The sequence below is a fragment of the Rhodococcus koreensis genome (assembly GCF_017068375.1).
Lineage (GTDB): Bacteria > Actinomycetota > Actinomycetes > Mycobacteriales > Mycobacteriaceae > Rhodococcus_F > Rhodococcus_F koreensis.
The window spans coordinates 8,350,573-8,368,869 of record NZ_CP070609.1 but is presented as its reverse complement, the minus strand read 5'-3'; the positions used below and the strand labels follow the sequence as shown (position 1 = coordinate 8,368,869).

Genomic DNA, 18,297 nt, shown 5'->3' with positions numbered 1-18,297 from the left:
CCGGGTATGGGGACCACCTTCCACGGGCCGAGCCCTTGGCCGCACATCACCCGCGCCATCCGCACGCGCGGACCTCGGCACGCCGCGATCGCCTACCTCGGCCAGGACGCCCCCACCCTGCTGCCGCTGCGCGCCGGAGACGTCCTCGTCGTGAACGCCTCGCGGGCCGCGGTGCGCGCCCACGCCACCTCCCCGGCCGCGCTCGCGCACTACGTGGCCGCCGGGGTGCGGGTGCTGTCGTCGCCTAACCTGCACACAGGCGTGATCGCCACCGGTAGGTGGGCTGTCATCGGCTCCGCAGGCGCCTCCCACAGCTCCACGATCTCGGATGAGGCCGTGGTCATCACCGATGATCCCGAGATCGTGGCCGCCGTCCGGACATTCATCAACGGTATCGACGAGATCACCGAGGTCGACCAGCTGTTCCTCGACAACGCCACCGCCATCTGGCAGATCGGCCGGGCCGTACCCCTGCCCGGGATCGGCGGCCGCAACCGCGCCGAACCCGACTTCCTCCCCACCCCGGTAACTCGGATGTTCCTGTGGCACATCACCCACTACCAGCCCGGCGCCGCGGAACAACACGAGCGCGCAGCCCACACCAGCCTCCACAGTACGTCCGCGGGTCCGGCGGCGAAATACCAGCTCGAATGGTTCCGCATCGACACCCCCGCCGGCCGCGGCCGCGGCCGGCTCCAGCGTGGCGACGTCCTGCTCCAGGTCACAGCCGACAACGAATGGCTCTACCCGCCCGCGGTCGTGGACTCCGACCCGATCGCGATCCCCCACACCCGCACAGCGGTGGCACACCACCTGCGTACCCGGATCGACCTGGAGCCGATCGCGGTGACCGACGCGGAAGTACTGCTCGCCGACCTCGGGCACCCGGGCCCCCGGCTGCGCACCGACCACCGCATCGTCTCCGCCAGCCTGCGGGCCGCGCTGCTTCGACTCTGGAACCTGTGACCCGATCCGCACGATTCCCGGCTCGACCCCGTGCCTACGACATGACCGGCGACGGCGACGGCGCACCGAGATCGCCGCGGGCACAGGCTGGAGTGATCAGGCCAACGCCAGAACGGGGCGGGCGCTTCCCTGCACCGGGGGCAGCCACCGATCCCGGCGGGCCGGTGCGCGTGCGCGGAATGATCCTTCGCGCTGCCGATCAGCTTCTGGGTTCCACCAGTTGTCACGACCTGTGCACAAGGTGCCATCCAAGACGCGTCGACTTCCGTGACAGATCGTCACAGAGGTGGACATACTTTGACTTCACGACTACCGGGCAACACGGGACGGCTTTCCCAGGGATGTGATCTCGATGCGAGCACACCGGTCGGCGGCCTCACCTCTGCAGCTCTACGCCGAGTTTCGCCGCCGTCACCCCGCACTCGTGATGCCCGCCGACTACGTTACCGAATGCGGCTTCCGACTGGGACGATGACAGGACCGCCAGCGAGTGGCCCGCATGCTCGGCACCCTGCCGCCGCAACGCATTGCGCAACTCGATGCGATCGGCTTCGTGTGGACCGAGGACAGCGCGCCGCTACCTGACGTGCCGCCGGCCGAGGGTAAGCGGCGACGGATGCTCACCGAAATCGCCGCCTACCGCGAAGAACACGGCGACGCACTCGTCCCCGCAAACTCTGTCACCGCCGACGGTGAACAGGTGGGCAAGTGGCGCTACCAGGCAGCGAAAAAGTGGTGAGCCAACGCACTGCCGGACGACGAGCGGCGCCCCCTCGCAGTCCTCGTGTGGTCCCCCCGGGCCGCGCCCACGGGGACCACGACTATCAGCGCACCCGATGCGATAGCCCCCACCACCCGTCCCTCAGACAGATCGACAGTCGTGGTCTCTGAGGCGGGCAGGGGTAGCGCCCATCCCAGTCGGCCGCGCCCACGACGAGGTGAAGGACACAGCGTCCGGACCAGCACCCGGTGCACATGCTTCGGTGCTCGGCGAGGTGAAGGACTGTCAGATCCAGTCGATGTGGACGGAGTCGATGTGGACGAAATGAATCAGAACTGGTCCGCTGCACTCCGGGACGGCCACTGACCAACCCTGCTTCGGCCGCGTAGGTCCGAACTCCAGCCAGAGAAGTGGTCGCTGAATCACACGCAGCTTTACTCGTGTGTCGGCACGCATTGCGACGCGCCTGCCGCCACGCACCGGGCCACCGCACCTTCTGCCCTGACACCGCTGGCGTCTGCCTGCTGTCGGGTTTCGGCGGTTTCACTTTCCACATCAGTGCAGCGCGATCGGTGAGGGTTCGCAGCCGCCGCGCAATCTCCACTGCCTGTTCGCGGGTCTGGGCCGCGATACCGACACGCAGATCGCCGCGGTGCGCCAATGCTGCCGCGAGAAGGCCCGGTCCGGGTCGATCTCGAAGGTCTCGAGCAGCGTGTTCCGACTCGTCGTCGATGCGTAGCGACCGCACCTACCGATAACGTGCCACGACCGACCGACCGACCGACCGACGAGGCGGGCGAGGCCTGTCAGTGCGCGTGGTGGAACCCCTGCTCGATCTCGGCGGGAATCCGGCCACGGGAAGACAGCTCGTAGCCCCGCTCGATCGCCAGGCGCGGATCTTCTTGGATTCGCCCCGCGGCAGGCCGATCCGAGCGGTGTGTGCGGCCGCCGACCCGGGTGGAGTGGGCGATGTCGCCGGTCCAGGTGCAGTCCCTGTGAACCGAGGCAGACACCCGGATCACGCCGCCGCCGGTCGTTCCTTCGGCACCAGTAACGCCACCAGCGCGACGATCAGGCCACCACCAGCGAGATACAACCCCCAGCGATCGGTGAACACGGTGTCGGAGTTGTCCCGGAGGTAGTCGCCGACACGGTCATTGAGCCGCCACCCGAACACCGCGAGGGTGCCGATCCCCCCGATCACCCCCACCCACTCGGCCGCACATGAACCCACCCACGCGGCGACCAGCAGCAAGGCCGCAGCCCCCAACAGCAATACCGTCATCGACCGGTAGAAGGTCACGGCCTGATTCTCGATCTGCTCGACGGTGATTCCGGCAGGGAAGCCGTCGCGCAGATCGATCACCGCGACGTCGCCCGGGGAAATGCCGCCGACCACGGGAAGAAAGGCACCGATCGCGACTGCAATGGCGCACGCGAACAGGACCACATGGACGAAGCTGCGCATCGGCATTCTCCTGGATATCGGGCGGATGATATGGCGTGGGTTCGGTTACTCGTCCGGCACCGGGGGCGGGGAAGCGGCCCGAAGCTGACCGAGCGACAACGACACCGTGGTCGCGCGGACCCCACCGAGCCGGGACCGTGCCACCCCACACGCCTCGAAGGCAGTCGACATCCCCAGGCGGCCACGGCGCCGACTCGACCGGTGTCAACCCACACCGCCCACAGCGGTCCGACAGCCGTCCGATGACACCGTCGAGCGCGGCACTCTGCGCACACTCCGCATCAGGACCCGCGGCGACACCAACTCAACGGTGCCCCGACCCTGCTCCTCGGCCAGGTCCGCCATCACGGCCAGCGACAGTGACACCGCAAAGTCCTCCTCGAAGTGGGCGGCCCGAGTCCGAACCCCTGCCACTATCGCGCATCACCGTGCCTCACGCCGAACACCCCGGACCGACGGAGCGTCACATCGATCTCACTGCCCGCACAACATGGATGGACCGGGCGTTGAATCGACGGTCGATCGATCACTACTCAGGTCCACTGGAGAAAATGACCATCAAGCCCAGCCACGTCAGCGCAGTAGCCTCTGTCGTCGACGTCGAGGCCGCCGTTACCTGGTACACGAGTTTCTTCGACCGACCTGCCGACCGTCACACCGGACTCGCCGAATGGCAGCTCACCGGTGACGCGGCCCCGCCGGCCGGTACTCGATCCGTACGGCGCCGGCCACCAGGCGGTCACTCCGCACGCAAACGGCATGCACGACGTCCCCGCCGAACCCGAGCACCACGACATCACCCCGCAGCCGGAAGATCGAACAAAGCACCAAATACGCTGTTGGGTATGACTTTTCGATTACAGAATCCACCGATTCCGAGACAACGACAGTCGGGGCGGCGGAGAGTACCTGAAACAGTGAGGCCCACGCTCGACGGTGACGTGCTCGCTGCACTGGGCGCCGCATCCGAGGCGAGGTTCACGACCGGCCAGTTGCACCGGGTGCTGCACCGCCATTCGAAAGAGGGGATACAGAAGGTGCTGCAACGATTGAGCAAGCAGGGCACGGTATGCCGCCGTGTTCGGGTCGGCGGCAAACGGAACGATGACGATCGACAGTGACATCGACCTCTTCCTGGTCCGGCCGGATCACGCCTCGGATGAGCAGTGGGATGAGCAGGTGGCGGAACTGATGGCCGAGGTCACCAGATGGACCGAGCCGAACAGCTCTTCCACCTGGCCGAGACCGGTCGCGACGTCGCCGACGAACCTGGACGGTGTCGATGATGCGGTCACGACATTCTGGGTGCACGCGGGCATCGCAACATCGGATGTCATCCACTGCGCCCGACCGCCGAACCGTCACCGTGGCAGATGATCGAACTTGCGTTCGACTGAAATCGCTTGTCGGCGTGGTCCCCTAATGTCGTGTCTATCCTGAGTCCGCCATTCCGACGCGAAGAAGGAGTCGACCCGATGACGAAGTACCTGATCTCGTTCCCGAGTGGTGCCATGGTCATTCCCGACGGGGATCTGCAGGCAGTGTCCGATGCGTCGCACGCGGTGGTTCAAGAGGCGAAGGACGCCGGCGTCTGGGTGTTCGGCGGTGGCATCGACGAAAGTGTTCCACCGGTCATGGTCGACGGGGACGGAACGGTGACCGCGGGCACGTACCCGCAGACGACTCAGCTCGAAGGCGGCTACGCGGTACTGGAACTGCCGTCCCGTGAGGCGGCACTGGAATGGGCCGCGAAGCTCGCAGTTGCCTGCCGGTGCGCGCAGGAGGTGCGCGCGTTCGGGTACGACCCCGCCAGCTGACCGGTCTCGACCTCGCTGGGAATCGCCCACGAGGCTCCGCCGTCGCCGCTCGCCGGGCGAACCGGGACCGGAACGCATATGCTTCCGGTCCCCCGCCGGCACACATCAGACAGAGCGGAGCGCACGATGACCATCACGATCTACGCCAAACCGGCCTGCGTGCAATGCACCGCCACTTACCGCGCCCTGGACAAGGAAGGCCTCGACTACACGGTCGTCGACATCACCCGCGACCTCGACGCCCACGACTACGTGCGGGCTCTCGGTTACCTGCAGGCGCCCGTCGTCGTGGCCGGTGACGACCATTGGGCCGGTTTCCGGCCCGACCGCATCAAGGCCCTCACCGCGGCCTGACCGAGGCGCGCCCACCCCTCAGCGGCCTGAAGATTGCTCGACCTGAGGCGCCCGGAGCCGCGGGCGCACATGTTCGAAGATCAGGATGGTCTCGGTCGAGGCGACCGCAGGGTGCGCGCTGAGGTGGTCGAGGACGAAACGCCTCAACTCCTCACTGCTGCCGGTGGCGACGTGGATGAGGTAGTCGTCGGCGCCCGCGATGAAGTACACGTTCAGCACGTCCTCGAGGGTGGCGAGTTGCTCGGCGAGCTGCCCGAGGTGCTGTCTTGCATTGGCCTGCACGCGAACTGCGATCATCGCCTGCAGATCCCTGCCGAGGGTGGCGGGGTCAATGTCGGCGTGGAAGCCGCGGATCACTCCACGGTCGATCAGGGAGCGCACCCGACCCAGGCAGGTCGACGGGGCGATGCCCGCGAGCGCGGCGAGGGCGTTGTTGGGCGTACGGGCGTCCCGCGAGAGTTGATCGAGGAGGATCCTGTCGATGTCGTCGATCGGCGCCCCCGCTCGAACATCATTCGATCGCGGGCCTTCGGCATACGGCGTGCCCGGAACATTCTTCTTCATCGGCCCAGTCTAGAGAATTTTCTTCTTTCACCTTGGATTCGGTGCGCCGATTGTTCACCATTGGTGCCTGTCAGCCGAATTTTCCGGCAGACCTTCACGAACCACAAGCACCGCCCGCACCACCGTCCCACTCCCCTGGTCCACGGCTGCAAATGCCCCGACACCGAGATCGTCGCTTCCCAGCGTGATCGGAAAGGCTCATGATGAGCAACCCCCAGTCCCCGCCCGCACGCCACCGCGTCGTGGTGATCGGATCCGGCTTCGGTGGGTTGTTCGCGATCAAGGCCCTCCGCCGCGCGGACGTGGACGTCACGGTGATCGACCGCACCACCCACCACCTGTTCCAGCCTCTCCTGTATCAGGTGGCGACCGGTATCCTCTCCGAGGGCGAGATCGCCCCGTCGACGCGGATGATCCTCAAGGACCAAGCGAACGCCGCCGTCCGTCTCGGTGAGGTCACCGGCATCGACCTGACCGAACGCACGGTGACGTCCGAACACCTCGGGCAGGCCACCGTCACCGGGTACGACAGCCTCATCGTGTCCGCCGGGGCACAGCAGTCGTACTTCGGCAACGACCACTTCGCCGAACACGCCCCGGGGATGAAGTCCATCGACGACGCCCTCGAACTCCGCGGCCGCATCCTCGGCGCGTTCGAGCAGGCGGAAGTGACCGCCGACCCGCAGGAGCGGGCACGCCTGCTCACGTTCGTGGTGGTCGGTGCCGGGCCCACCGGCGTCGAGATGGCCGGTCAGATCGCCGAACTCGCCCACCGAACCCTCGTCGGGGCCTACACCAACTTCGACCCCCGCGACGCGCGGATCATCCTGCTCGACGCGGCCTCCGCGGTACTGCCGCCATTCGGTGACAACCTGGGTTCGGAGGCGGCGGAAACCCTCGAAAAGCTCGGTGTCGAGGTGCGACTGGGTGCGTCGGTGACCGACGTCGACGCCGGCGGACTGACCGTCCGGGATGCGGAGGGCACCGAGCACCGCATCGCGTCCGTCTGCAAGGTCTGGTCCGCGGGGGTGGCGGCGAGCCCACTCGGCGCGCAGCTCGCCGCCCAGTCGGGTGCCGCCCTCGACCGCGCCGGCCGAGTCGCCGTCGACGAAGACCTCACCCTGCCGGGCCATCCCGACGTGTTCGTCGTCGGCGACATGATGTCGCGTGATCGCCTGCCCGGCGTCGCCCAGGTCGCGATTCAAGGGGGCCGCTACGCCGCGAAGCGGATCGCCGCCGAGGTCGCCGCGGCGGCCAAGGGACGCCCGGCGCCGGAACGGCCACCGTTTCGATACCGCGACAAGGGCTCGATGGCCACCATTTCCCGGTTCAACGCGGTCGCCCAGATCGGCGGCGTCGAGCTGACCGGCTTCCTTGCGTGGATCATGTGGCTGGCCGTGCACGTGGTCTACGTCGTCGGGTTCCGGAGCCGTGTCGCCACCCTGTTGTCGTGGGCCTGGACCTTCCTCGGCACCTGGCGCGGGCAACTGACCAACACGCATCAGCAGATCACCGCCCGCAATGCGATCGCGCAGCTGCACAGCCTCGAGCGTCGTATTGAGGATGCGGACGCCCCTGTCGCGCAGGCGAGCTGACGGTCTCGTCCGCCGTGGGCGCGCGTCGTGAACGACGCGATCTCGCCCCGCCGGGCACGCAGCTCGAAGATCCGCACTTGTGGTTTCGGCGAGCCAAACATTATGATTCGCCACGTGAAAACAACGTCCTTCAAGGTGGGTGCGCGACGACGGCCGGCGACCGCTGCCGCGGTACTGACAGTGCTGGCCGCGACGCTGATGCTGTCCGGGTGCGGCAAGGGCGACGGGCCCGCCGACGACAAACCGGTGGTGCTGACCACGTTCACCGTGCTCGCCGACATCGCCGCGAATGTCGGCGGCGAGCACCTGACCGTCGAGTCGATCACCAAGGCGGGCGCGGAAATTCACGGATACGAGCCCACCCCGGGCGATATCAAGAAGGCCGCGCAGGCCGACCTGATCCTCGACAACGGCATGAACCTGGAGGCCTGGTTCGGCCAGTTCGTCGACGGGGTGGACGTCGAGCACGTAGTCGTCAGTGAGGGCGTCGAACCGATCGCCATCGGTGAAGACGCGTACGCGGGGAAACCGAATCCGCATGCCTGGATGTCACCGCTGAACGTGCAGATCTACGTCGACAACATGGTCGCCGCGTTCAGCGAACTCGATTCCGCTCATGCCGCCGACTACCGCTCCAACGGCGACGCGTACAAGGCGCAGTTGCAGGCCGTGCAGGACGAGTTGGTCGCCGAACTGGGCGCACTGCCGGTCAACGAACGGGCGCTGGTCACGTGCGAGGGAGCGTTCTCGTACCTGGCCCGTGACGCGGGGCTGACGGAGAAGTACATCTGGCCGGTCAATGCCGAGCAGCAGGCCACTCCCCAGCAGATCGCGTCGACGATCGAGTTCGTGAAGCAGAACCGGGTTCCGGCGGTGTTCTGCGAGTCCACGGTGTCGGATGCGCCGATGCAACGGGTCGTCGAAGCGTCCGGCGCCGCGTTCGGTGGCACCCTGTACGTCGACTCGCTGTCCGAGGCGGACGGGCCCGTGCCGACGTATCTCGATCTGATCCGGCACGACGCCGACACCCTCACCTCCGCACTGAACGGGCAGCGGTCGTGACCGCGCAGCCGGCCGTCGAGGTCGAGGACGTCACCGTCCACTACGGCGACGTCCTCGCGCTCGACCGAGTCTCCCTCGCCCTTCGCCCCGGACGCGTCTGCGGACTCGTCGGCATGAACGGCTCAGGAAAGTCCACCCTGTTCAAGACGATCATGGGCACGGTCAAACCCGACGCCGGCGCGGTCCGCATCAACGGCGCGGCGCCGGCCGCGGCGCGCAAGGCCGGGGTGCTGGGGTACGTCCCGCAGAGCGAGGACGTCGACTGGACGTTCCCGCTCTCGGTGCGGGACGTGGTGATGACCGGCCGGTACGGGCGCATGGGACCGACCCGGAGGCCCGGAAAGGCCGACCGCGAGGCCGTCGATCACGCTCTCGAACGCGTCGAACTCACGGACCTGGCGGACCGGCAAATCGGGCAACTGTCCGGCGGCCAGAAGAAGCGCACGTTCGTTGCCCGGGGAATCGCGCAGGGCGCCACCATCTTCTCTCGACGAACCGTTCGCCGGGGTCGACAAACGCTCCGAGGCCACCATCACCGCGCTGCTGCGTGAACTCGCCGACGCGGGCGCGGCGATCCTGGTCTCCACCCACGACCTGCATGCGCTACCCGATCTGGCCGACGAAGCGATCCTGCTGCTGCGCACGGTGCTGATGCACGGCGACCCGGCGGTCGTGCTGCAACCGGAGAATCTGGCGGCCGCGTTCGGCCTCGACGTGATGACAAGGACCTGAGAATCAATGGACGTCATCGATTTCTTCGTCGACCCCCTGCGCTACGACTTCATGGTCCGCGCGCTGATCACCACCCTGATCGCGGCGGTGGTGTGTGCGGTGCTGTCGTGCTGGCTGGTGCTGATCGGCTGGTCGCTGATGGGTGATGCGGTCTCGCACGCCGTCCTGCCCGGCGTGGTCCTGGCCTACATCGTCGGCGCCCCGTTCGCGATCGGCGCGGTGATCTTCGGATTCCTGGCCGTGGCACTGATCGGATTGGTCCGCGACACCAGCCGGGTGAAGGAGGACGCCGCGATCGGCATCGTGTTCTCCACACTGTTCGCCCTCGGACTGGTGCTGGTCTCGGTCACCCCCAGCCAGACCGATCTGAACCACATCATCTTCGGCAACCTGCTGGGCGTCAGCCGGTCCGACCTGGTCCAGATCGCGATCCTCGGGGCGTTCGTGTTCATCGCACTGATCGTCAAGCGCCGCGACTTCACGCTGTACGCCTTCGATCCCACCCATGCGCACGCCATCGGCCTGAACCCGCGGCTGCTCGGGGCGGCGCTGCTGGGGCTGCTGGCCTTGACGGCGGTGGTGGCTCTGCAGGCCGTCGGCGTCATCCTGGTCGTGGCCATGCTGATCATTCCCGGGGCGACGGCGTACCTGCTGACCGACAGTTTCCATCGGATGCTGATCATCGCCCCGGCGGTCTCGGCATCCTGCGCCGTCATCGGCCTGTACCTGAGCTATCACCTCGACACCGCCAGCGGCGGCATGGTGGTGCTGTCCCAGGGCGCGGCCTTCGCGCTGGTCTATCTGTTCGCGCCGCGGCAGGGCGTGATCGGTCGCCGGATCACCGCGTCCCGGCGTCGCCGGGCATCCACGTCCGCGGCGGTGGTGGCCGAGCGCTGACGGTTATGCCGCCGGTGCGTGTCTCGGCACGATCATCACGGGCACGGGAGCGTGCCGCAGAATTTTCGAGGCGGCCGAGCCGAGGAACACGTGCGCGGCGGGTCCGGCGGCTCCCGACCCCAGCACCAGCATGTCGTCGGGTTCCCAGGACACGGCCTCGACCGCCGCGCGCCAGTCGGTGCCGCTGCCGATCTCCACGTCCACGTCGGGAACCGGGATGCGGGCGCGAACCGCGTCGAGTTGCCGGGCGATGTCGTCGGTTGTCCGGCGCGTCCACTGCTGGACGACGAGATCCTCGGTCGATTGCTCGATCGCGCCACCGAACCTGGACACCGGCCGCACCGTGAACGACACGATCCGCAATGTCGCCGGCCACCGTGCGGCCATCTCGGCGGTGGCGGCGATGAGGCCGTTGACGTCGGCTTCGCCGCCGTAGGCGGCGGTGAGCCTGCGGATCGGTCCGGGCGCCGGTGGGTAGCCGCGCGGCGCGATCGCGACGGGCACTGCCGCGGTGTGCACGAGCCGTTCGGTGACGCTGCCCAGCGCCACCCGGCCCAGCAGACCGGACGACGACGACCCGACGACGACGAGGGTGGCGTCGTGGGTGGCGACGAGTTCGATCAGCCCGGTGGGAATCGAGGTCGATCGGTGGACGACGGTGGGGATGTCCAGGTCGCCCGGCAGACCGCCGACCACCCCGTCGAGTGCCCGTGACGCCTCCGCGGTGACGTAGCGCAGGTATTCGCGGTCGATGGGGTCGTCCTTCCCCGGCCACGGCTGTTCCACGATCGCCGCGGCGACGACCGTCTCCCCGGTCCAGCGCGCTATCCGTGCCGCCAGGTGCAGCGGCGCGGTCCCCTGACGGCTCGAGCTGAATCCGGCGATGATCGTCATCGAGCGGATTTCCCTGCGCCGATCGGATTGACCACCACGTGTGTCACCGGCACATCGTGCTCGGCGCGGGCGCGGTCCACGACGTCGAACCGGTGCCACACCGACTCTTCGGGTGGCAGCGTGGAGATGACGATCTGATCCGGATGGAACGACTCGACGCCGGCGGCCAGTGCGCGCAGCGGCCGGTAGTCCCCCACCTCGCCGTCCGCGTCGAGGTCCTCCGAGCGGAGCGTCGACAGCGTGTCGTCGAGTCGCTGCCGGGCGACTTCCCGGGTCGCTTCCGCGACGTCGAGCGGGCCGTGGGTAGCGGCGGTTCCGGTCTCGATCGGGCTGGCAGGCACGACCACGAAGTAGGTGGCATCCCGATCCGCGTCGATGCGACGGAGCTCGTCGAGCATTTCCTTGGACTGGACGGTCTGGTTCGCCAGCACCAGCACGCGGTGAGGTCGTGCCGTTGCCGCGACCCCTTCCACGACGGGACGCCGGCCCACGAACCACTTGTTCGCGAGGAACAGCACGATGACGACGGCCCACGACAGCAGGCTCAGCACCAGTTGCGACCGCACATCGTCTTGCAGATACATCTGCACCAGGATCGCCACGATCGCGGCCGCGGTGATGATCGACACCACCGGGAACAGCCACATCTTGACCCGCAACTCCGAGTCCGGGGTGCGGTACCGCAGCACGATCTGCGAGACGGCGATGAGCAGGTAGACGAACAGGATGACCGCACCGCTGGAGTTCAGCAGGAAGGCGAAGACGGTGTCCGGTGACACTGCCGCGGCGATGACGCACAGAAAACCGATGACCGAGGACGCGAGTATCGCGATAGCGGGCACCCCTCGACGCGTCACCCTGACCAGCTGCGCAGGCGCCTCCCGGCGCGCAGCGAGGACGAACAGCATGCGGGAGGCGGTGTACATGCCCGAGTTGAGACAGCTCAACACGGCCGTCAACACCACGGCGTTCATGATGTGGTCGGCGTACGGGATCCCCATTTCGGTGAACGCGGCGACGAAGGGGGACGCGGCCGCATCCTCGTCGTTCCACGGCAGGATGGTGGCCAGCAGGAACGTGGAGCCGACGAAGAACACCGCGATCCGCACGATCACCGAGTTCGCGGCCTTGGTCACCGCCCGCTCCGGATCCGCCGACTCCGCGGCCGCAATCGTCGCGATCTCGGCGCCGACCATGGAGAAGATCACCGTGACGACGCCGACGGTGACGGCCATGGCGCCGAAGGGAAGGAACCCGCCGTGGCTCCACAGGTTGGAGAAGTCGAGTGCCTTGTTCGGCCACACGCCGAGCACGAACAATGCGCCCAGCGCGATGAACACCACGATCGCGGCGACCTTGATGCCGGCGAACCAGAATTCGAACTCGCCGAACGACGACACGGAGAACAAGTTCGTCGCCGTCATCAGGATCATCAGAACAAGCGCGGACAGCCACAGCGGGATGTCGATCCAGTACTGGATGATCGTCGCGCCGGCGATGGCCTCGAAGCCGACGACAATCACCCAGAAGTACCAGTACAACCAGCCGACGGAGAAACCGGCCCAGTTACCCAGCGCGGCGCGCGAATAGTCGGCGAACGACCCGGTCGACGGATTGGCCACCGCCATCTCGGCCAGCATCCGCATGACCATGATGATCAGGACCCCGGCAAGAGCGTAGGTGATGAAGGCTCCCGGCCCGGTGTCGCCGATGACGACGCCCGAGCCGACGAACAGGCCTGCGCCGATCACGCCGCCGATAGCAATCATCGTCAGCTGCCGCTGGCTCAGCGCCTTCTTCAGTGCGGGTGTTCCGCTCATGTCATCCCTCCGATGCTTCACGCGCCGGCGTGCTCGCTCCTGGCGAGACCGACTGTCGGAGTCCGAAGGGTGGTTCGGCTGGGCGACGTCGAGGGGGGGCTTCGGCCGCAGGGCCTCGAAATTCAATCGTAGGCCGCGGCACCGGTCCGGCGAGCGGGATTCGATGTCCGTCCCTTCGCGCCGTTTACCGGCCTCCGCGGCGGGTATCAATACGGTGACGTCCGGAGTGAGACCGCCGAGAACGAAGGTTCCGCTGATGACACTCGTGCCCCGGGTCGCGGTCGCGCTGATCGCCGCAGGCCCACTCGCCCTGTTCCTGGCCGCGCCCGCCGCCGCGGACCCGCCGGACGTGACCCTGGCCGCCGCGGTTGCCGGGAGCACCGTCACGACGACGCTCACCAACGACACCGGTGCGGACATCGTGTGCGGACTCGGCGGACTGCGGGCGGCGGACGACATCGTGAACCCCGAGTCCGTGGCGGTGTTTCACCGATCGAATGTGGTGATCGGGCCGGGACCGCGGGAGTTCGTGTTCGAGGCGGTACCCGACGGCGACTATCTGATCCACTGGATCTGCAGCGAGAACGCCGGTCCCGGTGACGAGGTGTGGGGTTCGGCGCCGCTTCCGGAGGCCGCGTACGCGAAGCCTGCGACGGCGGAACCGCTCCCCGTCACCGTGCGAACGCAGACGTGTTTCGGATCGTTGTGCCTGCCGCCGGGGCTGGGTCTCTGAGCGCGCGCGTCATCCGATCGAATCGCGCTGTGTCCGAAGGAATTCCCGCTCGGCCGCGTTCTCGGTGCGGTCGTGTGCCGCGTCGTAGGCGCGGGCGGCCTCGACGGGGCGCCCGAGGCGGCGGAGAAGGTCGGCCCGCACCGCGTGGTACAGGTGATAGTCGTCGAGGTCGAGCTGGTCGACGAGCGCCAGCCCCTCCGCCGGACCCCGTACCTCCGCCACGGCGACGGCCCGGTTCAACGCCACCACCGGGCTCGGCGCCAGCGACATCAGCTGGTCGTACAGCTGCAGGATCTGCCACCAGTCGGTGTCGGCGGCCGTCTCGGCGTCGCTGTGGACGGCGTTGATCGCGGCCTGGATCTGATACGGGCCCGGTTTGTTGCGTCGCAGGCAGTCCCGCACCAGAGACTGTCCCTCGGTGACGAGGTCGCGATCCCACCGACTGCGGTCCTGGTCGGGCAGGAGCACGAGTCGCCCGTCGGCGTCGGTGCGGGCGGCGCGCCGCGATTCGATCAGCAGCATCAACGCGAGCAGCCCGGTGACCTCCGGTTCGCGGGGCATCAGGGCGGCCAGGACCCGGCCGAGTCGGAGGGCCTCGGCGCACAGATCCGCCCGCGTCAGCCGGTCCCCCGAACTCGCCGTGTACCCCTCGTTGAATATCAGGTAGACGACAGCCAGGACGGTGCGGAGACGGTCCGGGAGATCGGTCTCGTCCGGCACCCGGTACGGGATCCGGGCGTCCCGGATCTTCCGCTTGGCCCGGACGAGGCGCTGCGCCATGGTCGGCTCGGGCACCAAGAAGGCGCGGGCGATCTCCGCGGTGCCGAGTCCGCCGAGGAGGCGCAGGGTCAGTGCGACCTGGGCGGTGGGTGCCAGCGCCGGGTGGCAGCAGGTGAAGATCAGGCGTAGCCGGTCGTCGTGCACGGCGCCCTCCTCCGTCGGTTCGTCGCGGGCGAGCAGCAGCGCGGCCTGCGCGTGCCGGTCGTGCCGGGACGCCTCGCGCCGGAGTCGGTCGATCGTGCGGTGCCGGGCGGTGGTGATGATCCACCCTGCGGGGCTCGGTGGCAGCCCGGCCGACGGCCAGCGCTGCACCGCCTCGGCGAAGGCGTCCTGGACGGCATCTTCGGCGAGATCGATGTCGCCGAACACGCCGACCAGGACGGCGACCGCGCGACCGTGTTCGGTGCGGAACACGTGTTCGATGTCGGCGGTGCCGATCACGTCAGTGGCTTCCGGCCCCGGCGTGGTGGGCGAACGGCCGGACCTCGATGGGCAGCGTCGTCGCCCGGGTGAGCTTGCGACCCCACCCGAGCGCGACGTCCAGGTCCGGGGCCTCGACGATGGTGAATCCGCCGAGATACTCCTTGCCTTCGGTGTAGGGGCCGTCGGTGACGAGCACGTCGCCGCCGCGGGCCCGCATCACGGTCGCGGTCGTCGGGGCGCACAGTCCCCCGCTGAACACCCAGGCGCCTGCGGACACCATCTCCTGGTTGAGGGCGTCGAGGTCGTCGGCGATCTTCGCGAGGACGTCGGGTTCGGGAGCGGGACCGTCGGGCTGGTACACGCTCAACAGGTACTGGGTCATGTCGGGTTCCTCCTCGGATCGGAAGGTCGGCTCCTCGGGATGTGCTGTGGCCGGCCGCCACCTCCTATACGAACGCCGGCCCCCCGAATCGACACTGTGCACGAAAAACACTGTGCACGAGGAAACACTGTGCACGACGAAGTTGCCCCGGGTGCCGTCAGTTGTGCTCGGACACCAGCACGGCGCGGGTCCCCGGCTCCAGCGCCTCGAACACGTGTGCAACATCGCCCGGGTAGGCGATGTAGTCACCGGGCCCGAGCTCGACGGGGGCGCTCGCGAGGCCGACGAGTGCGCGCCCGGCGCTGAGGATGACGTGCTCGACCACGCCGGGCATGTGCGGTTCGGATTCGCGGGCCGGTCCCGGTTCGACGGCGAGGCGGTAGAGGTCCCGGCGCGCGGACGGCGGGCAGGACGCGACGAGGGTGGCGCGGTAGTCGGCCCGGTCGGAGGTCAGTTCCGGTCCCTCGTCGGCCCGGATGACCTGGACGCGCGGGCGGGGCGGATCGAGGAGTTGCGACATCGGCACATCCAGCGCCACACACAGGGCCCACAGGGTTTCGACGCTCGGGTTCCCGCCTCCCGATTCCAGTTGGGACAGAGTGGATTTCGCAACCCCGGCACGGCGGGCGACCTCAGTCAGGGACATGCCCGACCGTTCGCGCTCGCGGCGCAGCGAGGGGCCGATGTATCCCAGCGGGGATTGCCCGTCCATGATTCCCTTCCCGAGGCTGTTCATTATTTCGGTCGTCTCGTTCGACTTGACGAACAATACGCCACCTGTTCAGTATATAAGTCATGCGTTCGATGAAGCGAACACTCGGCTCGCGGGACCTCCGGAACATCGCGCTCGTGTGCCTGGCCGACGGACTGGTCGGCATGTCGTACGGCGCGATCGCGGTCGGCTCGGGGCTCGGCGCATGGCTGCCCGTCGCATTGTCGGTGCTGGTCCTCGCCGGTTCCGCGGAGTTCCTGTTCGTCGGCATCGTCGCGGCCGGCGGCAGCCCGATCGCGGCGACGATCGCCGGACTGCTGGTGAACGCGCGGCACCTGCCGTTCGGTCTGGCGGTCGGTGACGTGCTCGGGCGGGGGCTCCGGCGCGTCGCGGGCAGTCACCTGATGAACGACGAGTCGGTGGTGTTCGCGCTCGGAGAGACGGACCCGGACCGCAGGCGCGCCGCGTACTGGGCGTGCGGTGTGGGGATCGCGGTGTGCTGGCCGCTCGGGGCGCTGCTCGGCGCGCTGGCGGGCAACGCGATCGGCGACCCCGCCGCGCTCGGTCTGGACGCGATGTTCCCGGCGGTGCTGCTGGCCCTGGTGCTGCCGGCGCTGCGTGATCGGGACGTGCGGGTGCCTGCGCTGATCGGTTCCGTCGTCGCCCTGGCGGCCACGCCGGTCCTGCCCGCCGGGCTTCCGGTGCTCGCAGCGCTGGTGGGTCTGCTCGCGGGTGTGCGGCGGACGGTGCTGCGGTGACCGGGCACCTCGTGTTGATCGGGTCGGTCGGGGTGCTCGCGGCGGGCACGTTCGCGTTCCGATTCGCCGGGCCGGTGCTGCGGCCGCGGATCGCGACCCGGCCCTGGGTGGAGCGGACCATGGCGTCGGCCGCCGTGGTCCTGCTCACCGCCCTGGTGGGCACGGCGGCGCTCACCGAGGGCCACGACCTCGCCGGAGTGGCGCGTCCCACCGGGGTCGTCGTCGCGGGCCTACTCGCCTGGCGGAAGGCGCCTTTCGTCGTCATCGTCCTGTCCGCTGCCGCCGCGGCCGCCGGATTGCGGCTCCTCGGCGTGCCGTGAGGATGCATCATCGAGGGGTGTTATTTCATCTCTGTGCCACGTGCGGCGTCGAACAGGACCCGAACACCCCGCTCCCCGACGAGTGCGCGATCTGCGCCGACGAACGCCAGTACATTCCGCTCGGCGGGCAGGAGTGGACCACCGTCGAGGCGCTGGCAGGCGCGGGGTACCGCGCCGTCGAACACGAAGTCGAGCCGGGACTGCACGGCCTGTACGTGGACCCGAAGACCGCGATCGGTCAGCAGTCCCTGGTGATCAGCACCCCCGCCGGGTCGCTGCTGTGGGATCCGATCGGATTCGTCGACGCTGCGGCCGTCGACGCCGTCGCCGCGCACGGCCCGGTCATCGCCGTCGCGGGCAGTCACCCGCACATGTTCGGTGTCCAGACGCAGTGGTCGACGGCGCTCGGTGAGGTGCCCATCCTGGTGGCGGAGGCGGACCGCTCCTGGCTGGCGCGTTCCGACGGGCCGATCGTGTTCTGGTCCGGCACCCACGAGGTGGCGCCGGGGCTGACCCTGCACCAGATCGGCGGGCACTTCCCGGGCAGCGCCGTCGCGCACTGGCGCGGCGGCGGCGACGGCCGGGGTGTGCTGCTCACCGGCGACGGCGTGTTCCCCAACCCGGACCGCCGCACCGTGTCGTTCCTGCGGTCGTACCCCAACCGGCTGCCGCTGTCCGCGGCGGTGGTGCGGCGCATCGCGGACCAGTTGTCGCACCTGGAGTTCGACCGCATCATCGGCAACTTCGACAACGTCATCGACCACGACGGCCGGGAGGCGCTCGAGTATTCGGCGACCCGGCACTGCGCCTGGGTGACCGGGGAGTTCGATCACCTCACGTGACGGTCGCGGAACCGGCCACGGCGCCGGGCGGCGCCTTCGAGGGGGCACTGTAATCGTTCTTCCCCGCCGACGCGGCGATAGCGGCTACCCTCCGCAGTAGCGTGAGCAGCGACTGAGGAGGTAGGTCTGATGGACTTGACAGCAATTGGTGTCGGTTTCGGCTACGTGGTCGTAGTCCTCACCATTCTTGTCGTCGTGGTCGGGGTGACGGCCCTGTTCGTGTTCTCGATCAAATCGGATTTCATCCCCCCGGACTCCACCGGAACCCCCTCGGGCAGGAAGCGGATCGGCCGGGCGGAATAGCCGCGTCGAGCACCGGAAGGCGGGCAGTCCCTCACGGAGGGGCTGCCCGCCTTCGTACGTGGCGGGGGCGGCGGGTCTTCTGGATCGATTCCGGCCGCGGGCGCAGGGAAGCACGCCTTACTGAGACGCTCGAGGACAAGGCGACTACCGTGAC

The 18,297-nt window shown here is 68.4% G+C and carries 18 protein-coding genes and 5 pseudogenes; 14 read left to right on the top strand and 9 right to left on the bottom strand.

The genetic code is table 11. From position 1 onward, the window contains the following. Positions 1-6: 6 nt before the first annotated feature. Positions 7-966 carry a phospholipase D-like domain-containing protein gene (locus JWS14_RS38085; protein ID WP_072941971.1) on the top strand — a complete coding sequence of 320 codons (960 nt, stop codon included), beginning with the start codon at positions 7-9 and terminating at the stop codon, positions 964-966. A gap of 352 nt (positions 967-1,318) precedes the next feature. Further along, positions 1,319-1,811 (top strand): annotated as a pseudogene (locus tag JWS14_RS38080) (helicase associated domain-containing protein). Between the two features lie 354 nt (positions 1,812-2,165). Here the strand turns inward: JWS14_RS38080 and JWS14_RS50345 are convergent. The 3 genes and pseudogenes from JWS14_RS50345 to JWS14_RS38070 all read right to left on the bottom strand — a co-directional run. Continuing rightward, positions 2,166-2,363: pseudogene (locus JWS14_RS50345) on the bottom strand (AAA family ATPase); the annotation flags it as partial. 130 nt (positions 2,364-2,493) lie between these two features. Further along, positions 2,494-2,658, bottom strand: a pseudogene (locus JWS14_RS38075) (histone-like nucleoid-structuring protein Lsr2); the annotation flags it as partial. Positions 2,659-2,705: 47 nt separating this feature from the next. Further along, positions 2,706-3,155: a hypothetical protein gene (locus JWS14_RS38070; RefSeq protein WP_206015461.1), complete on the bottom strand. Its 450-nt coding sequence runs from the start codon at positions 3,153-3,155 to the stop codon at positions 2,706-2,708. 941 nt (positions 3,156-4,096) lie between these two features. On the opposite strand from JWS14_RS38070, the pseudogene JWS14_RS38065 reads away from it, so the two are divergent. From JWS14_RS38065 to nrdH, 3 genes and pseudogenes are all read left to right on the top strand, one after another. Beyond that, positions 4,097-4,370 (top strand): annotated as a pseudogene (locus JWS14_RS38065) (nucleotidyltransferase domain-containing protein); the annotation flags it as partial. Positions 4,371-4,630: 260 nt separating this feature from the next. Then, the gene (locus tag JWS14_RS38060; protein WP_072941977.1) at positions 4,631-4,972 is read left to right on the top strand and encodes a YciI family protein; all 342 of its coding nucleotides are present in this window, start codon (positions 4,631-4,633) and stop codon (positions 4,970-4,972) included. A 126-nt stretch (positions 4,973-5,098) separates the two neighbouring features. Further along, on the top strand, positions 5,099-5,326 hold the full coding sequence (gene nrdH, locus JWS14_RS38055) for a glutaredoxin-like protein NrdH (RefSeq protein ID WP_095860565.1): 228 nt from the start codon (positions 5,099-5,101) through the stop codon (positions 5,324-5,326). Positions 5,327-5,344: 18 nt separating this feature from the next. Here the strand turns inward: nrdH and JWS14_RS38050 are convergent, their stop codons facing one another. After that, positions 5,345-5,890 carry an Lrp/AsnC family transcriptional regulator gene (locus tag JWS14_RS38050; RefSeq protein ID WP_206015460.1) on the bottom strand — a complete coding sequence of 182 codons (546 nt, stop codon included), beginning with the start codon at positions 5,888-5,890 and terminating at the stop codon, positions 5,345-5,347. Positions 5,891-6,093: 203 nt separating this feature from the next. On the opposite strand from JWS14_RS38050, the gene JWS14_RS38045 reads away from it, so the two are divergent. The 4 genes and pseudogenes from JWS14_RS38045 to JWS14_RS38030 all read left to right on the top strand — a co-directional run bounded on the left by JWS14_RS38045 (position 6,094) and on the right by JWS14_RS38030 (position 10,176). Then, positions 6,094-7,485 carry an NAD(P)/FAD-dependent oxidoreductase gene (locus tag JWS14_RS38045; protein ID WP_206016263.1) on the top strand — a complete coding sequence of 464 codons (1,392 nt, stop codon included), beginning with the start codon at positions 6,094-6,096 and terminating at the stop codon, positions 7,483-7,485. A 135-nt stretch (positions 7,486-7,620) separates the two neighbouring features. After that, complete coding sequence (locus tag JWS14_RS38040; protein ID WP_338051575.1) at positions 7,621-8,547, top strand: metal ABC transporter substrate-binding protein; 927 nt, start codon at positions 7,621-7,623, stop codon at positions 8,545-8,547. Next, positions 8,544-9,279, top strand: a pseudogene (locus JWS14_RS38035) (metal ABC transporter ATP-binding protein). Before JWS14_RS38040 ends, JWS14_RS38035 begins: the two are co-directional and overlap by 4 nt. A gap of 6 nt (positions 9,280-9,285) precedes the next feature. Continuing rightward, the gene (locus tag JWS14_RS38030; RefSeq protein WP_095860569.1) at positions 9,286-10,176 is read left to right on the top strand and encodes a metal ABC transporter permease; all 891 of its coding nucleotides are present in this window, start codon (positions 9,286-9,288) and stop codon (positions 10,174-10,176) included. 3 nt (positions 10,177-10,179) lie between these two features. On the opposite strand, the gene JWS14_RS38025 is transcribed toward JWS14_RS38030, so the two are convergent. Both JWS14_RS38025 and JWS14_RS38020 read right to left on the bottom strand, forming a co-directional pair. Then, positions 10,180-11,070, bottom strand: coding sequence for a universal stress protein (locus tag JWS14_RS38025; RefSeq protein WP_206015458.1), 891 nt, complete (start codon positions 11,068-11,070; stop codon positions 10,180-10,182). Then, complete coding sequence (locus JWS14_RS38020) at positions 11,067-12,890, bottom strand: amino acid permease (RefSeq protein WP_206015457.1); 1,824 nt, start codon at positions 12,888-12,890, stop codon at positions 11,067-11,069. The genes JWS14_RS38025 and JWS14_RS38020 overlap by 4 nt, the downstream gene beginning before the upstream one ends. A 256-nt stretch (positions 12,891-13,146) precedes the next feature. Between JWS14_RS38020 and JWS14_RS38015 the strand changes: the two genes are divergently transcribed. Continuing rightward, positions 13,147-13,623 carry a hypothetical protein gene (locus tag JWS14_RS38015; protein ID WP_095860572.1) on the top strand — a complete coding sequence of 159 codons (477 nt, stop codon included), beginning with the start codon at positions 13,147-13,149 and terminating at the stop codon, positions 13,621-13,623. A gap of 9 nt (positions 13,624-13,632) precedes the next feature. On the opposite strand, the gene JWS14_RS38010 is transcribed toward JWS14_RS38015, so the two are convergent. The 3 genes from JWS14_RS38010 to JWS14_RS38000 form a co-directional block, all read right to left on the bottom strand. Then, positions 13,633-14,844, bottom strand: a complete 1,212-nt coding sequence (locus tag JWS14_RS38010; RefSeq protein WP_206015456.1) for an RNA polymerase sigma factor — start codon at positions 14,842-14,844, stop codon at positions 13,633-13,635. A 1-nt stretch (position 14,845) separates the two neighbouring features. Further along, positions 14,846-15,208, bottom strand: a complete 363-nt coding sequence (locus tag JWS14_RS38005) for a YciI family protein (RefSeq protein WP_206015455.1) — start codon at positions 15,206-15,208, stop codon at positions 14,846-14,848. A 157-nt stretch (positions 15,209-15,365) separates the two neighbouring features. Continuing rightward, a complete protein-coding gene (locus tag JWS14_RS38000) occupies positions 15,366-15,920 on the bottom strand; it encodes a helix-turn-helix domain-containing protein (protein WP_072942439.1) in 555 nt (184 codons plus the stop codon). Between the two features lie 83 nt (positions 15,921-16,003). Between JWS14_RS38000 and JWS14_RS37995 the strand changes: the two genes are divergently transcribed. The 4 genes from JWS14_RS37995 to JWS14_RS37980 all read left to right on the top strand — a co-directional run bounded on the left by JWS14_RS37995 (position 16,004) and on the right by JWS14_RS37980 (position 18,143). Beyond that, positions 16,004-16,678, top strand: a complete 675-nt coding sequence (locus JWS14_RS37995; protein WP_072941998.1) for an AzlC family ABC transporter permease — start codon at positions 16,004-16,006, stop codon at positions 16,676-16,678. Further along, entirely contained in the window at positions 16,675-16,998 is a 324-nt protein-coding gene (locus JWS14_RS37990; RefSeq protein WP_072942000.1) for an AzlD domain-containing protein, read from the top strand. The genes JWS14_RS37995 and JWS14_RS37990 overlap by 4 nt, the downstream gene beginning before the upstream one ends. Positions 16,999-17,015: 17 nt before the next feature. Next, positions 17,016-17,840 carry an MBL fold metallo-hydrolase gene (locus tag JWS14_RS37985; protein WP_072942002.1) on the top strand — a complete coding sequence of 275 codons (825 nt, stop codon included), beginning with the start codon at positions 17,016-17,018 and terminating at the stop codon, positions 17,838-17,840. A 129-nt stretch (positions 17,841-17,969) separates the two neighbouring features. Next, positions 17,970-18,143, top strand: coding sequence for an adenylate cyclase (locus JWS14_RS37980; protein WP_072942004.1), 174 nt, complete (start codon positions 17,970-17,972; stop codon positions 18,141-18,143). Positions 18,144-18,297: the final 154 nt, after the last annotated feature.